The organism is Micromonospora sp. HM134, from assembly GCF_007833915.1.
GTDB classification, from domain to species: Bacteria; Actinomycetota; Actinomycetes; order Mycobacteriales; family Micromonosporaceae; genus Micromonospora; species Micromonospora wenchangensis.
The window spans coordinates 3,505,942-3,520,884 of sequence record NZ_CP041061.1 but is presented as its reverse complement, the minus strand read 5'-3'; the positions used below and the strand labels follow the sequence as shown (position 1 = coordinate 3,520,884).

Below are 14,943 nucleotides of genomic sequence, written 5' to 3'. Positions count from 1 at the left end.
GGAGTAACCGGACATGTGTCCACTCTACCCCGAGGAGCATCATGACCATCCCCGGAAAGGTCGTCGCGATCACCGGTGCCAGCAGCGGCATCGGCGCGGCGACCGCCCGCCACCTGGCCGCGCTCGGCGCGTCCGTCGTCCTCGGCGCCCGCCGTACCGACCGGCTCGACCGCCTGGTCGCCGAGATCGCAACCACTGGTGGCACGGCGGTCGCCGCCCGGGTCGACGTCACCGCCCCGGACGACCTGCGGTCCCTGGTCGCCCTCTCCGTCGAGCGTTTCGGTCGGCTGGACGTCCTGGTGGGCAACGCCGGGATCAGCAGGATCGGCACCGTCGCCGAGCTGGACGTCGAGGGCTGGTCGGCGATGGTCGACGTGAACGTCAAGGGCATCCTGCACGGGATCGCCGCCGCCCTGCCCGTCTTCACCCACCAGGGCAGCGGTCACCTCGTCACGGTCGTCTCGACCTCCGGCCTGAAGATCGTTCCCACCCAGGCGGTGTACGCCGGGACGAAGAACGCGGTGCGCACCCTGCTGGAGGGCCTGCGGCAGGAGAGCACCACCGGAGCGCTGCGGACGACGTCGATCTCCCCCGGTTACGTCCGCACCGAGTTCGTCGACCACGCCGTCGACGACCCTGCGGTACGCGAACAGGTGCAGCGGGACATGGCCGAACTCGGCCTCGACCCCGGCGCGGTCGCCCGCGCGATCGCCTTCGCCATCGACCAACCCGACGACGTCGAGATCGGCGACCTGACCATCCGACCGACCCGCCAGGGCTGACTGCGCGTCGGCCCCGGCCGGTCCCACCCGGGCGTCCGGCGGAGCGGCCGGCACAGCCACGTCGGCCGCGCCCCACGGCGGCCCCCGGCCGGCTGCTCACGCCACGAGCAGGCGCAGGCCCAGCTCCGCGGAGTCGCGGCGCAGCAGGTCCCCGTTGCGTTGCGCCCACCGACCCGAGGCCAGATCCTCCCGGAGCATCCCGACGGCCCGTCGTTCCGCCTGCGGCCCGACCCGGGTCCACACCGACACCGCGCGCCGCACCCGCTCGTCCAGGTACGCCTCCGGCCGCCGCCAGTACGCCTCGAACAGGCCGTCGGCGCAGTCCCACGGGACGTCGACCGGCTCGGCGCGCCCGCCGATCGCGCGGGTCAGCTCGCCCAGCGGGGGCCAGTCGACCAGCAGACCGGCGAACTCCGGCAGGTAGTCGCGGGTCAGCCAGAACCGGTCCCGCCAACCGCTCTCGTCGGCGTCGTAGGTGAACACCACCACGCGGCGGGCCACCCGCCGCATCTCCCGCAGCCCGGCGATCGGGTCCGGCCAGTGGTGGACGGTGCTGACCGCCATCGCGGCGTCGAAGGCCTGGTCCCCGAACGGCAGCCGCCCGGCGTCGGCGGCCACGCACGACGCCGCGCCCACCGGACGCAGGGCCCGCATCACCGCCGACGGTTCCACCGCGGTGACCGCACGGTCGGGTGGCTCGTAGGAACCGGTGCCGGCCCCGACGTTCAGCACCGTCCGGGCGTCCCCCAGCGCGGCCCAGAGGCGCGCGGCGATCCGTGGTTCGGTGCGCCGCGTCGCCGGGTAGGCGGACCCGATGGTGTCGTACAACTGCGTGCCGAACCCGCGCAGTTGTTCCTCCGGTGTCGTCGCGATCCCCATCGCCCGCGCCTCCAGTTCCCGGTCGATGGCCGACACCATGGCGGCGGCCCGGTCGCGTTGGTCGGTCAGCAGACCGCGCAGCCGGCACAGGTGCGCGACGGGGTCGGTCGCCGGGTCGTCGACCAGGGCCGCGATCTCCCGCAGTCCGAAGCCGAGCCGCCGGTAGCCGAGCACCTCCCGCAGCCGTTGAACATCACCGGCGGAGTACGCCCGGTGCCCCGCCGCCGTGCGCGCGGACGGCGTCAGCAGGCCGATCTCGTCGTAGTGGTGCAGCGTCCGGACGGTGACCCCGGCCAGTTCCGCCACCCGTCCCACGGTCAGGTGTTCGTCCACGGCACCGACTATCGGCCCTCACGCCACGTGAGGGGCAAGCGTCCGCAACGGGTACGGCCGCCGCGGTGCCGCGGCGGCCGTACGGGGTTGCTCCGGTCGGCCGGTCAGGCCACCGTGCAGGGGATGCCGTTGAGGGTGAACGCGGTCGGTTTGGCGGTGTTGCCGGTGTGGTTGGCCTGGAAGCCGATCTCGACGGTGGCGCCGGGGGCGATCGTGCCGTTGTAGCTGACGTTGCGGGCGCTCACCTGGCCGCTGGTGGGCGAGATGGTGGCGCTCCAGGCCGACGTGACGGTCTGCCCCGACGGCAGGGTGAAGGCCAGCGTCCACCCGTCGATCGTCGCGGTGCCGGTGTTGGTGATGCTGATGCTGGCGGTGAAGCCGGAGTCCCAGGTGTTCATGGTGTAGCCGACCCGGGGTCCGCTGCCACCCGCCGTGGGAGTGGGGGTCGGGGTGGGAGTGGGGGTGGGCGTCGGGGTGGCCGTGGGCGTGACGGTCGGGGTGGGGGTCGGCGTGGTGCCGTTGATGCTGGTCACGAACGTCATCACGCTGCGCGCGGGCAGGTTGACGGTCAGCGAGCCGTTGGACATGGTCAGCGCGCTCTGCGGGGCGACGTTGCGGCTGCCGTCGGTCAGCCAGTTCTGCACGCTGCCCGACGCGGTGGCGCCGGAGAGGGTGAACTGCTGGCTCACCGCCGAGGTGTTCTTGTTGACCGCGACGATGACCACGGTGTTGCCGCTCCGGTAGGCCGAGACGTAGACGTTCGACGCCGGGTTGGCCGTGGCGTCGACGCGGACGTATCCGGGACGCACGAACCGGGCGTACTGGGCCATGATCGCGCCCCGCTTGCTGATCTGGCCGTCCTCGCGCATGGGGCCGTAGCTGCGCCGCAGGTACCACCAGACGTACGTCTGGAACTCGGCGTCGACCATGGACCGGTGGATGTGCTCGCCGACGTCGAGCGCCTCCGGCCAGGCGTCACCCGAGTTCGCGTTGCTGTTCGGGTAGTAGACCTCGGTCATCCACAGTTCCTTGCCCGCGCCCTTCTGCTTGAACAGCGGGTACGGGAAGTTCGAGTACGAGGTGCCGTAGAGGTGTGCCCCGATGATGTCGACGTTGGCCAGCGCGGTGGCGTCGTTGAGGATCGGGTCCGACATCGACTTGACGTACTGGAAGGACTCCGGCGCCATCACCCGGGTGCTGATCACCCCGGAGTTCTCCTTGAGGAACTTGACGATCTCGGCGGAGGTCCACCAGGTCCAGTCGTGGGCGTAGTCGGGCTCGTTCTGCACGGAGATGGCGTAGAGGTTGACCCCGTTGTTGCGCATGTACACGGTGAAGTCGTTCAGGTACTGCGCGTACGCCGCGTACGAGCTGGCCCGCAGGCGCTTGGCGTTGGTCTGGCTGCCCCGGGTGAACGTCTCGATCATGCTGGCCGGGGGGTTCCACGGCGAGGCGAAGACGGTCACCCCGAGTTCGGCCGCGCGCTTGGCCGTGGCCAGGTCACGGCTCCAGTCCGCCTGGCTCTCGCCGACCGGGATGCGCAGCACGGAGAAGCCGAGCCGCCCCTCGCCGGTGCCGAACGCCGTCTCCCGCTGGGCGGCGGTCAGGTCGCCGATCCAGCCGGCGTGGGTCATCGCGCCGTAGCCCTTGATCGTCTGCCGGGACGCCGACAGGTTGATGCTCGCCGGGGCGGCCGAGGCCTCCGTGGCCCCCAGGGCCGCCGTGGCCGCCGCGACGGGCAGCGCGCCCAGCGTGGTCAGGACGACGCGACGGCTCAGCGTTTTCCGCTCGCCGCCCGCCGGCCCATTCTGATCCTGCGTCATTTCTTTCGTCCTCCTGGTGGTGGTGATACGCGCCCTGCCGGTTCCATCGAAGCCGGTCGGCACCGATCTGCTGCGCCGCCACGGGGATGACCTGGACCTCACCGTCGGCGTTTCGACAGCACATATCGACTATGATAATTGTGAACGTTAACGGCCGGAGTTTAGTTTCCCCTTCCGGAGGGGTCAAGCACACCGACCGCGTCCGGGGCCGCACCGGTGCGGGCGACGACCGTGGGCGACCGGCCCGGACGGCCCGCCACCCGGCGGTTGCTAGCGTGACCGTCGTGACGGAGTTGGCGGAGCTGGTCCTGACCCCCGACGAGCGGGCCCGGGGAACCGGGGTCGACAGCGTGCTGTTCGAGATGGACTGGACCGGCGAGGAGGAGCCCGGCACCCTGGCGGCGTTCGTGGCCGAGCGGGTGCGGGCCTTCGGGGCGCAGCCGGCCGGCGTCGACACCGGCGTCGTCCAGCGGGCCGCCGGGGCCGACCCGACGCTGGGCCGGGGCGACCTGCCGATCCGCCAACTCGACCACCTGTCCGAGGTGCTGGCCCCGCTCGGCTGCACCCTCGCGGTACGCGACGACGGCACCGACCGCTACGCGGTGCTGGTCATGCTGACCGGCGGGCAGCCGCCGACCGGGCTGACCCACCGGGGCCTGCCGGTGCGGGCCTGGGGGTCGCCACCCGACGAGACCCTGGTCAGCCTGGACTGCCCCGGCTGCGGGGAGATGCTGGTCTGGCAACTGCCGGCCACCCGGAGCCTCGCCGACGAGCACTGTGACTGTGGAGCCGCACTGTTCGACGCCGCCGGACGCCCGCTGCCCGACGTCACGCTCCACGACTGAGCCGTCCCCTTCGGCGGAACGACCAATGGGTAATTGGGTACGGTTACCCGGCGTCGTCCGAATACCCCCCGGAACGGCTGGCTCACCGGATCCGGACCGGTGCCATTTCACCCGGCGGGCGAGGCGAATCCAACGGTCAATGATCCGATGTTCCACTGTTTCCGCATCGTCGACGGGAATGCCCTGCGGTAACTGCCGGGCAGGTGCGATTCGGTCCGCTCCAGCCGGGGATCGGGATGGTCGGGCACCGGCTGGAGCCAAACATCCGACCATGCGCCGGTACCGACGTCAGGCCCCGGGAGTCGACGCCTCCAACCGGCGGACGGCCCGGCTGGCCACCATGCCGAGCACGGAGAGCACCACCAGCACCGCGAGGATCAGCAGGGTGTCGCGGGTGCCGACCACCGCGGCGACCGGCCCGACCGCCACCTGCCCCAGCGGGATGGCCACGAACGAGCCCAACATGTCGTACGAGTAGACCCGGGCCAACCGGTCGACCGGGACGTGCTGGGCGATCGACGTCTCCCAGGCCACCGAGAACTGTTCCACGGCGATCCCGACCGCCACCGCAGCGGCCACCAACGCCACGAGGGTCGGGGTCAGGGCCAGCCCCAGCAACAGCAGCGACTCGGCGAACATGCATGCCACCCCGAGCAGCAGCAGCCGGCGTACCCGGATGCGCAACGCGACGATGCCACCGACGACCATCCCGACGGTCTGCGCCGCCAGCACCAGGCCCCAGGCGCTGCGGCCGATCGTCGCGTCGGCGATGGCCGGGCCGAGCACGCTCACCCCACCGGCGAGCGCCGCGTTGAGCACCATGAACCCGAGCACCACCACCCACACCCAGGTACGGGCGGCGAACTCGGTCCAGCCCTCCCGCAGGTCGGCGACGATGCCGGTACGGACGTCACCGCCGCGTGCGGCGGGCACCCGGACCCCGGCGAAGGCGACGGCCGCGAGGGCGAAGGTGAACGCGTCGACGGCGAGCCCCCAGCCGGGTCCGACCGCGGCCACCAGCAGGCCGCCGAGCGCCGCGCCGCCGATCATGCCGGCGTTCATGCCCAGCCGGATGATCGCGTTGGCCGGCTGGATCAGCTCCGCCGGGACGGTCTGCGGGGTCGCGGCGGCCGAGGCGGGTTGGGCCAGGGCGCTCACCACCCCGTTGGCCGCGCCGAGCGCCAGCAGCAGCGGGATCGTCGCCGTGCCGGTGAGCACCAGGGCGGCCACCGCCGCCTGGGTCAGCGCACCGAGCAGGTTGGAGCCGACCAGCACCAGCCGGCGGGGGACCCGGTCGGCGAGCACGCCGCCGAAGAGCACGAACAGCACGTTCATCAGCGAGCGGGCGCCGACCACCAGCCCCAGGTCACGGACCGAACCGGTCAGGTCGAGCACGGCGAAGGCCAGCGCGACCGGAGCGACCGCGTTGCCCACCATGTTGACCAGCCGGCCGGCGGCCAGGCGACGGAAGGCGGCGTACCGCAGTGGGGCGAGCATGGCTGCCTCCGGGACGTGGGTGCGGGACCCGAGCACCCTAGCCAACGCCGGCCGGTGGCGCGGCCCCGCTGCGCCGGTCCGGCCGTCCACTGTCGCGACAGGTACAGGGGCATTGACCTGCGTGGCTTCACGACGCCGAGATCAACTTGTCACGCCCGCGACACGATCCGGCTCGACAGTGGGTCATCGTCGCCCACCCCTCAAGGAGCGTCATGGCCCCCACCCCACCGACCGACGCGGAACTGGACGTCCTCATCCGCGCCCGGCTCGCGTCGCTCGGCATCGACCTCGACCAGCTTCCCCCCGGCACCACCGCCGACCCGCAGACCGGCTCCCCCGGCCGGGACTCCGTACTGGCCTCGCTGCGCTCCTTCGTCCGCAGCACCGTCGGCACGCTCGCCGCCTACCAGCCGCCCGCCCCGGCCGGCACCGACCCGGCCGTGGCCAAGGCGCTGTCCCAGCAGCCCGCGCCGATGCTCTACCCCTCGATCAGCACCGAATGGCGGAAGTGATGAGCACAGCACCTGCCGACCGCGGCGTCGACCGTCGCGCCTTCCTCGCCCGGACCGCCGCGCTGGCCACCGCCTCGGCGGTCGGTGGCGTCGTCGGGCTGCCCGCCGTCGCCTCGGCGGCCGGCGTCACCCGCGCGGCGACCGCGCCGCCCGGCCGCTACAACCCGGCGCTGGCCGTACCCAACGCCTACGTCAAGCCGCGCCCGGAGGCGGTGGCCGACCCGACCGAACTGACCGTCGCCGAGGCCGCCTGGCTGATCCGGGCCGGCAAGCTCACCCCGGAGAAGCTGGTCGAGGCGTACCTGGCCCGGATCTCCCGCTACGAGCCGACCTACCAGGCGTTCAACCTGGTGCTCGCCGAGCAGGCGGTCAAGGCGGCCCGCGCGATGGCCCGCAAGCCGCACCGGGGCGCGCTGCACGGCATCCCGCTGGCCGTCAAGGACAACTACTTCACCGCCGGGGTGCCGACCACCGCCAGCTCCTACCTGTTCGCCGACTTCCGGCCCCCGTACGACGCGACGGCGGTGACCCGGCTGGTCACCGGCGGCGGGGCGATCGTGCTGGGCAAGACCCAGATGGGCCCGCTGGCCACCACCCGGGCCACCACCCCCGCCGGGGTGGTCACCACGGTCAACGCCTGGACCCCCAGCAATCCCGCCACCGACCCGGGCGGGTCGTCCACCGGCACGGCCACCGCCGTCGCGGGTCGGCTCGCCGCCGGCGGCACCGGCACCCAGACCGGCGGCTCGATCACCGCCCCGTCCAACGCGCAGAACCTCACCGGGCTCAAGCCGACCATGGGCCGGGTGTCGCTGCACGGGATCATCCCGCTCAGCTACACCCGCGACCATCCCGGTCCGCTGGCCCGCGACGCCAAGGACGCGGCCATCATGCTCACCGCGATGGCCGGCGAGGACCCGGCCGACCCGCGCAGCCAGGGCCTGCCCGCGGTGCCGAAGCTGATCGACGCGGCCACCCCGACCTACCAGGGCGGCACGCTCAAGCTGCGGTGGAAGACCCGGATCGGGGTGCTGCCCGGCTTCACCGCCGGCACCTCGGAGACCGCGCTGGCCCGGCAGGCGTACCTGGCGAAGCTCGCCGCGATCACCGGCGCGACCGTGGTCGACGTGCCGCTGCCCGACGAGTGGGAGCTGCTCACCGGCAGCGCGTTCAACAACGTACGGCTGCCCGAGCGCACCGAGCCCTTCCTGCCCTACCTGCGTACCGACCTGCGGGGCTTCGGGGTGTCGGTGACCGGCTGGTTGCAGGGGGCGCTGCTGGGCGGCGGGGAGTTCATCACCGGCCAGCGGGCCAAGCTGCTGCTGATGGAACGGGTGCTGGACCAGCTCTTCGCGCACTGCGACGTGGTGGTGCAGACCGGTCCGGTGCCGTTCGACATCCTCGGCCTGCCGGAGATCGGCTTCCCGATCGGGTTCACCGGCGCGGGCCTGCCGATCGGCACCATCCTCGGTGGCCTGCCGTACGGCGAGGACCGGTTGTTGTCGGTGGTCGCCGCCTACCAGGCGGTGACCGACTGGCACCTGCGCCGGCCGGCCGACCCGCCGGCCACGGCGGCGGCCCGCAGCGCCGCCCCGGCCGGCCTGCGGCTCACCGCCGACGAGGTGGCCCGGCTCGCCCAGTGACCATCGCGTCGTCCGCCCCGCCGGCCTCCGGCGGGGCGGACGAGCGCGACGGATGGCGGCCGGATCAGCCGATGGCGGTCAGCTTCGGCAGCACCTCGTCGGCGATCCGGCGGGTGAACTCCACCGGATGCCGGTCCGGGGTGACCTGGACCTCGGTCACCCCGAGCGCGGCGTACCCGGCCACCTCGGCGAGGAACGCGTCCACGTCGGCCAGCGGCGGTCGCATCACGATGACCGTCTTGTCGATGGTGTCGTAGTCGCGGCCCTCGGCGGCGCAGTGCCCGCGCAGCACGTCCAGCTTGTGCGCCACCTCGGCCGGGCTGCTTCCGAACAGGTTGCAGGCGTCGGCGTACCGGGCCACCAGCAGCAGGGTCTTCTTCTCGCCGCTGCCGCCGATCATGACCGGCGGGTGGGGCCGTCGCAGCGGCTGCGGCGAGTTGAGCGTCTCGGCCAGCCGGTAGTGCCGGCCCTCGAACGGCCCGTCGTCGTCGCTCCACATCTGCCGGCAGATGCGCAGCGTCTCCTCCAGCCGTTCGAACCGCTCGGCGACCGGCACCACCGGCACCCCGAGGCCGCGCTGTTCGCGCTCGTACCAGGACGCGCCGATGCCGAGCCGGGCCCGGCCGCCGGAGAGCACGTCCAGGGTGGTCACGATCTTGGCGAGCAGCCCCGGGTAGCGGTACATCACGCCGGTGACCAGCACGCCGAGCGTCATCCGCGAGGTCCGCGCCGCGACGAAACCCAGCGTCGTGTACGCCTCCAGCATCGGCTCCTCGGCCGGGGCCATGGCCTCCATCTGGAAGTAGTGGTCCATCACCGTGAACGATTCGACACCGGCCTGCTCGGCGACGGTGGCCGTCTCGATCAGGGTCGGCGCGATCGCCGCCGGGTCGTTCGGGGTCGAGTAGTTCCAGTAGTGCAGTCCGAGTCTCATCTGCCTCGCCCACCTCCACACCGATCCTAGTGGCGCACCGGGGCACCCGCCCGGGTCGCCGACGGCCGGAGCGCGGGGTCAGCCGTCCAGCACCGCGCGGGTCAGGGCGGCGAGCCCCGCCTCCCAGCGCTCCTCGGGCCAGTCCCGCAGATGTTCCACGAGGTCGCTGCGGACCGCCGCCAACAGGGCGTGCGCCAGGTAGTCCGCCGACTCCGGCCCCCGCGCCTCGGTGACGAGGGCGACCAGCAGGGCGTGCCACTGCGGGTACGACCCGGTGCGGTAGGGGCTGCCGTCGCCCGCGTTCTCCAGCGCCAGCGTCAGTACCCGACTGTCCCGTTTGAACCGCACCACCTCGCGAAGCAGGTGCAGGGCGCGCTCCGCCGGCGGACCGTCCGGCTGCGCCGTCGTCAGGGCCGCCCGCAGCAGGTCGACGCGCTGCGCGTGCAGGGCACGCAGCAGCCCCATCCGGTCACCGAAGCCGCGGAACAGCGTGCCCTTGCCCACCCCGGCGGCAGCGGCGATGTCGTCCATCGAGACCTGGTCGGGATCGGTCGCGGCATGGAACAGCCGGTCCGCGGCGGCCAGCACGGCCGCCCGGTTTCGTGCCGCGTCGGCGCGCACACCATCTCCCCTCGCAAACGGACCGCCGGTCCGCTAGGGTGAAACGGACCAGCCGTCCGCTATGGTAGCCCCGCAGCGGGACGGCACCGACGACCCGGGGACAACCGTGCCGAACCCTTCCACCGCCCTGTTCCACCGGGCCATGCACCTGCTGCTCGCCAAGGACATGCCCGGATTCATCGCCCTGTTCGCCGACGACGCCGCGCTGGAGTTCCCGTTCGCCCCGGCCGGACAGCCGGGCCGGATCGCCGGCCGGGCCGCCGTGCACGACTACCTCATCGACTACCCGGCGATCCTCGACGTCCGCGAGATCACCGAGGTCACGGTGCACGAGACCACCGATCCGGCGGTGATCGTCACCGAGTTCACCGCCGTCGGCGTCGTCGTCGCCACCGGCGAGCCCTACCGGCTGCGCTACATCGCGGTGCTGACCGTCCGCGACGGCCACATCGTGCGCTACCGCGACTACTGGAACCCGCAGGCCGCACAGGACCTGCTCGGCGGCGGGCTGGTGCGGTCATGATCCTGGTCACCGGAGGCACCGGGACGACCGGTCGACTCGTCGCCGCCGGCCTCGTCGCCACCGGCCACCCGGTCCGCGTCGCCAGCCGCCGGGCGTCCGCCGGGGACGTCCGCTTCGACTGGTACGACCCCGACACCCACCTGGCCGCGGTGGACGGCGTGACAAGCATGTACCTGGTCCCGCCCGTCGGCGAGGTGGATCCCGCCCCGGTCATGCTGCCGCTGCTGGAGCTGGCCCGCGCGCGGGGCGTCCGGCGGGCCGTCCTGCTCAGTTCCTCGGCGGTGGAAACGGGCACCCCCGGCGTGGGCGAGGTGCAGGCCCGGCTGGGCGACCTGTTCCCCGCTTGGGCGGTGCTGCGACCCTCCTGGTTCATGGAGAACTTCGTCGGCGACCATCCACACGCGGTGAGCGCCCGCGAGCGCGGGGAGATCATCAGCGCCACCGGCGACGCCCGGGTCGGCTTCGTCGACCCGGGCGACATCGCCGGGGTGGCGGTCCGCGCCCTCACCGATCCGACGCCGCACGACACCGAGCACGTCATCACCGGCCCCGAGCGGTTGAGCTACGCCGACGTCGCCGCCATCCTCACCGACACCGGCGGTCGACCGGTCCGGCACCGGGCCGTCAGCGCGGCCGAACTCACGGCGTACCACGAGGCCAACGGCCTGCCACCGGGCTTCGCCCGGTTCCTGGCGAGTCTCGACGGGGCGATCGCAGCAGGGGCGGAGGACCGGACCACCAGCACCGTCGCGGACGTGACCGGCCGCGCGCCCCGGTCGTTCCGGGACTTCTGCCGCGACCGGCTGCCCGGCGGCCCCCGCGCCGCCCCGGACCGCACCACGACAGCGGGCTGACGATCCGCCCGCCACCGCCAGGTGCCGTCCGGGCCAGTGCCGACCAGCGGCGGCGGGCGGGGCGGGCGGCCCGGTCGTCGCCCGCCCCGCGCCGCGGGTCGCTCAGCCGCGCCGCCACTTCTGGTTGGCGCCGCCGGTGCACTCCCAGATCACCAGCCGGGCCCCGTCGGCGCTGTTCGCCCCCAGCACGTCGACGCACTTGTTGGCCTGCGGGTTGACCAGGTCACCGGCGCCACTGAGGACGAACTGCTGGGCCGGGTTGCCGCTGCACCTGGCCAGCTGGACGCCCGCCCCGTTCGCGGTCGAGCCCCAGGCCACGTCCATGCAGAGGCCGAAGGCCCGCACGGTGCCGTCCCCGGCGAACGTCCACCGCTGGGCGTTGGTGCCGTTGCAGGTCCACAGTTGCAGGTACTGGCCGTCGACGCCGTTGGAGTTCGGCACGTCGATGCACTTGCCGGCGTATCCGACGAGCTGGCTGGCCCCGGCACCGGCGGTGGTGGTCAGGGACAGCCCGTAAGCGCCGAGGATCTCGTTGACCGGCTGGTAGACGGTGGTGCCGCCGGAGGTGCAGTCGCCACCGGCGCCGGAGGTGACGCCCTGCGCCTGGTTGCCGGCGACGAACGCGCCGCCGGAGTCACCGGGCTGCGCGCACGCGCTGCTCGCCACCAGGCCGTACACCAGGGAACCGGGGTAGTTGACGGTGACGTTGCGGGCGGTGATCGTGCCGCACCGCCAGCCGGTGGTCCGGCCGGACCGGCAGACCGCGCTGCCCACCGCCGCCTCCGCCGAGCCGGCCACCGCCGTCGTACCGCCGTTGTAGGTGTTCACCGTGGGCGTCGACACCCAGGAGGAGTTGGTCTGCACCCAGGCGTAGTCGTTGTCCGGGAAGGACGAGCCCCGGAAGGTGCCCTGGGCGACGCCGCTGCCGCTGGTGGTGCTGCCCGTCGCGCCGCAGTGTCCGGCGGTGACGAACCCGCCGGCGACGGCGAAGCCGACCGAGCAGAGCACGTTGTTGTTGATGACGTACTGGTCGCCGCCGCGGATGTCGTAGACCGGGCGGTACGGCTGCGCGGGCACCGCCCGGGTCACGTCGGCCGTGCCGGTGTCCCGGGCGAACGCGTGGGCCGAGGCGGCGTCGGCGGCCTGGACCACCACACTGTTGCTCGCCGGGTCGACGTACCAGGAGTGCACGCCCGGCCCGGCGCGGTCGGCGGCCCGGTCGAGGGTGGCCCGGGCCCGGTCCAGCTCGGCCAGGCTCCGCCGGACCGGCTGCGGGTGCGCCCCGGCGCGGCGGACCCGGGCGGCGTCGGCGGTGGTGGTCACCCCGACCACCAGGGTGCTGCCGTCGGCCGCGATCCACGAGCCGCCCCAGCGGGCGCCCAGGTCGGCGCGCAGCCGCCGCTCGGTCGTCGGCGCACCGGCCTCGACGACCGTACGGCGGTGCAGTTGCGCGTCGGTCAGGCCGAGGTCGCGGCGCAGGGCGGCCCGCTGCCCGGCGGGCAGACCGGCGGACGGGTCGACGATGGACGGTGCGACCGGGCCGGGTGACGCGGCGACCGGCGGCGCGGCCCCGGCGGGCGCGGCGGCCAGTGCCCCGACCAGCGTCGCGGCGGCGAGGACGGTACCCAGGTGACGGATCATGTTCCCGCATCCTCCAGGGGTCTCGGGCTCGTGAGAGCGCTCTCAGGCAACAAGCCTTACTAATTGACCGACATCTGTCAATGCGCCCACCGTCCCACCCGGCCACCCCGGGACAGGTTCACGAGCACCCTTCGCATTTCCGAAGATCGGCACTAGGCTCTGCCCCGTCCAGAGTGGATGACCACGGAGGTGCCCATGAAAAAGATGACCGTCCGTCGTACGAGCGCCCTGCGCCTGGTGTCCGGCGCACGCCGGCTCTGGATCGAGTGGTGCTGGTAACTGCCGGCCCGGCGGGCGCCCCCGGGCGCCCGCCCTCGGCGACACCGGACCACCCGTGACCGACGAGCCACCGCGCTACGACTGCCACCGCGACCTCGGACCGTACGCCGGGGTCGCCGACCTGCTCCGCCGGATCGCCGCCGACCACCCCCGGCTGGCCGCCCGGCACCGGGTCGAACTGGCGGCCGTCGCACCCCACCGCACCCCCGGCCGGCCCACCGCCGCCGACGAGGCGCCGATCCGGTTCCATCCCGCCCGGCGCACCGCCGCCCTGGCCTACGGCGCGACCGAGTTCGTGGCGGCCTGGGCCGACACCCTGCGCCGACCGGTCACCCTCCGGTTCGTCCACGTCGGCGCGGCCGACGAGACCACCCGCGAACTTCTCGACGCGCTCGCCGGCCGGCTCGGGGCGTACCCGGTGCGGCTGGACCTGCGCGACGACGGCCCGGAACGGGCGGCGGTCGACCCGACCCCGGCGGCCCTGCGCACCGCCCTGGGCGAGAGCCTGGCCGCCGGCTTCTACCACCACGCGGCCCGTACCGCCCGGCACGGACGTACCCTGGTCACCCCGGCCGACGACCTGCGGCACTGGTGGGCGTTCACCACCGGCCTGGCCACCGCCCTGGCGGCGCTGGACCGGGCCACCGAGGCGCTCGACCTCTACCACGAGACCCGGACCGTCACCGACGATCCCAAGATCACCATGTCCGCCGCGTACGCCACCGCCATGCTGTACGCCCGCCACCTGCCCACCGACGCGCAGGACCCGGCGCGGGCGAGGCACTGGCTGGCGCAGGCGCTCCGGCTCGCCCGGACGCTGCCCGACCCCCGGCAGCGGGTGCTGTCCACCGTCTTCTACGAGCAGGGCGTGGCCCTGCTGGACAGCCGGGAGGGCGAACCGGAACGCGCGCTGCGCCTGATCGACGACGGGCTGGCCCGGCTGACGGCGGTGCTCGCCCCGGGGGAACGCCCGCAGGACGTGGCCCGGCTGCGGCACAACCGGGCCCAGGTCTACCTGGCGCTGGGCGACCCGGAACGGGCCCGCGCCGAACTCGACACGGTGATCGGCCACGATCCCGACAACTGCGAGTACTACGTGGACCGGGCCGCCCTGCACCGGGCGGCCGGACGGCACCGGGCCGCGATCCGGGACCACGGCAGCGCGATCCGGCTCGGCCCGCACCTGCCGGAGGCGTACTACAACCGGGCGGTGCTGTACCAGGAACGGGGCCGCACCGGACGGGCCCGGGACGACCTGCGCCGGGTGCTCGCCATCGACGCCGGGCACCTCGACGCCCGGATCGCCCTGGTCAACCTGCACCTGGAGCATGGGGCGCTCGACGCCGCCGAGGCGGGCGCGCGGGCCGGGCTGGCGCTGGCCCCGGACGAGCCGGCGCTGCTCTGCACGCTCGGCCTGGTCCACCTGGAGCGCGGCGGGTCGGCCGAGGCCGAGGCGCTGTTCAGCCGGGCGTTGACCGGCGACCCGGAACTGGTCGAGGCGTGGACCAACCGGGCCACCGTACGGTTCGACCGGGGGGAGGTCGACGCCGCCGTGACCGACCTGGACCGGGCGGTGGCGCTGTCCACGGCGCCGGTGCCCCGCTACAACCGGGGCACCGCACTGGCCCGGCTCGGCCGCTGGGACGCCGCCGCCCGGGACTTCGCCGCCGCGCTCGCCGCGCCCGACCTGGACCGGTCGCTACGCCGCGAGCTGCGCGCCGAACTCGCCCGCTGTCGCCGGCACACCTCCTGACCGGCCGCACGTCGCGGCGGCGGC

13 protein-coding genes are annotated in these 14,943 nt (G+C 73.7%); 7 read left to right on the top strand and 6 right to left on the bottom strand.

Annotated features, from left to right (window positions below; all coding sequences use genetic code 11):
- Positions 1-41 precede the first annotated feature (41 nt).
- Entirely contained in the window at positions 42-782 is a 741-nt protein-coding gene (locus tag FJK98_RS14990; protein ID WP_145919566.1) for an SDR family oxidoreductase, read from the top strand.
- Between the two features lie 96 nt (positions 783-878).
- Here the strand turns inward: FJK98_RS14990 and FJK98_RS14985 are convergent, their stop codons facing one another.
- Positions 879-1,994, bottom strand: coding sequence for a MerR family transcriptional regulator (locus FJK98_RS14985; RefSeq protein ID WP_145919565.1), 1,116 nt, complete (start codon positions 1,992-1,994; stop codon positions 879-881).
- A gap of 104 nt (positions 1,995-2,098) precedes the next feature.
- Entirely contained in the window at positions 2,099-3,817 is a 1,719-nt protein-coding gene (locus FJK98_RS14980) for a cellulose binding domain-containing protein (RefSeq protein ID WP_145919564.1), read from the bottom strand.
- A 284-nt stretch (positions 3,818-4,101) separates the two neighbouring features.
- Here FJK98_RS14980 and FJK98_RS14975 point away from each other — a divergent pair, with 284 nt between their 5' ends.
- Positions 4,102-4,662, top strand: a complete 561-nt coding sequence (locus tag FJK98_RS14975; RefSeq protein WP_205789459.1) for a hypothetical protein — start codon at positions 4,102-4,104, stop codon at positions 4,660-4,662.
- A gap of 288 nt (positions 4,663-4,950) precedes the next feature.
- Here FJK98_RS14975 and FJK98_RS14970 read toward each other — a convergent pair whose 3' ends face one another.
- Complete coding sequence (locus tag FJK98_RS14970; RefSeq protein ID WP_145919562.1) at positions 4,951-6,159, bottom strand: MFS transporter; 1,209 nt, start codon at positions 6,157-6,159, stop codon at positions 4,951-4,953.
- 212 nt (positions 6,160-6,371) lie between these two features.
- On the opposite strand from FJK98_RS14970, the gene FJK98_RS14965 reads away from it, so the two are divergent.
- Together FJK98_RS14965 and FJK98_RS14960 are read left to right on the top strand one after the other, a co-directional pair.
- On the top strand, positions 6,372-6,671 hold the full coding sequence (locus tag FJK98_RS14965) for a hypothetical protein (RefSeq protein ID WP_145919561.1): 300 nt from the start codon (positions 6,372-6,374) through the stop codon (positions 6,669-6,671).
- Positions 6,671-8,314: an amidase gene (locus tag FJK98_RS14960; protein ID WP_240762858.1), complete on the top strand. Its 1,644-nt coding sequence runs from the start codon at positions 6,671-6,673 to the stop codon at positions 8,312-8,314. The genes FJK98_RS14965 and FJK98_RS14960 overlap by 1 nt, the downstream gene beginning before the upstream one ends.
- Before the next feature lie 64 nt (positions 8,315-8,378).
- On the opposite strand, the gene FJK98_RS14955 is transcribed toward FJK98_RS14960, so the two are convergent.
- Positions 8,379-9,248 (bottom strand): LLM class F420-dependent oxidoreductase, encoded by an 870-nt coding sequence (locus FJK98_RS14955; protein WP_145919559.1) that lies wholly within the window; start codon positions 9,246-9,248, stop codon positions 8,379-8,381.
- Positions 9,249-9,326: 78 nt separating this feature from the next.
- A complete protein-coding gene (locus FJK98_RS14950) occupies positions 9,327-9,869 on the bottom strand; it encodes a TetR/AcrR family transcriptional regulator (RefSeq protein WP_145919558.1) in 543 nt (180 codons plus the stop codon).
- 106 nt (positions 9,870-9,975) lie between these two features.
- On the opposite strand from FJK98_RS14950, the gene FJK98_RS14945 reads away from it, so the two are divergent.
- Both FJK98_RS14945 and FJK98_RS14940 read left to right on the top strand, forming a co-directional pair.
- The gene (locus tag FJK98_RS14945; RefSeq protein ID WP_205789458.1) at positions 9,976-10,392 is read left to right on the top strand and encodes a nuclear transport factor 2 family protein; all 417 of its coding nucleotides are present in this window, start codon (positions 9,976-9,978) and stop codon (positions 10,390-10,392) included.
- Positions 10,389-11,246 (top strand): NAD-dependent epimerase/dehydratase family protein, encoded by an 858-nt coding sequence (locus FJK98_RS14940; protein ID WP_145919556.1) that lies wholly within the window; start codon positions 10,389-10,391, stop codon positions 11,244-11,246. The genes FJK98_RS14945 and FJK98_RS14940 overlap by 4 nt, the downstream gene beginning before the upstream one ends.
- A 102-nt stretch (positions 11,247-11,348) precedes the next feature.
- Here FJK98_RS14940 and FJK98_RS14935 read toward each other — a convergent pair whose 3' ends face one another.
- Positions 11,349-12,887 (bottom strand): ricin-type beta-trefoil lectin domain protein, encoded by a 1,539-nt coding sequence (locus tag FJK98_RS14935; protein ID WP_145919555.1) that lies wholly within the window; start codon positions 12,885-12,887, stop codon positions 11,349-11,351.
- A gap of 334 nt (positions 12,888-13,221) precedes the next feature.
- Between FJK98_RS14935 and FJK98_RS14930 the strand changes: the two genes are divergently transcribed.
- Complete coding sequence (locus FJK98_RS14930) at positions 13,222-14,919, top strand: tetratricopeptide repeat protein (RefSeq protein ID WP_145919554.1); 1,698 nt, start codon at positions 13,222-13,224, stop codon at positions 14,917-14,919.
- The last annotated feature ends 24 nt before the right edge of the window (positions 14,920-14,943 follow it).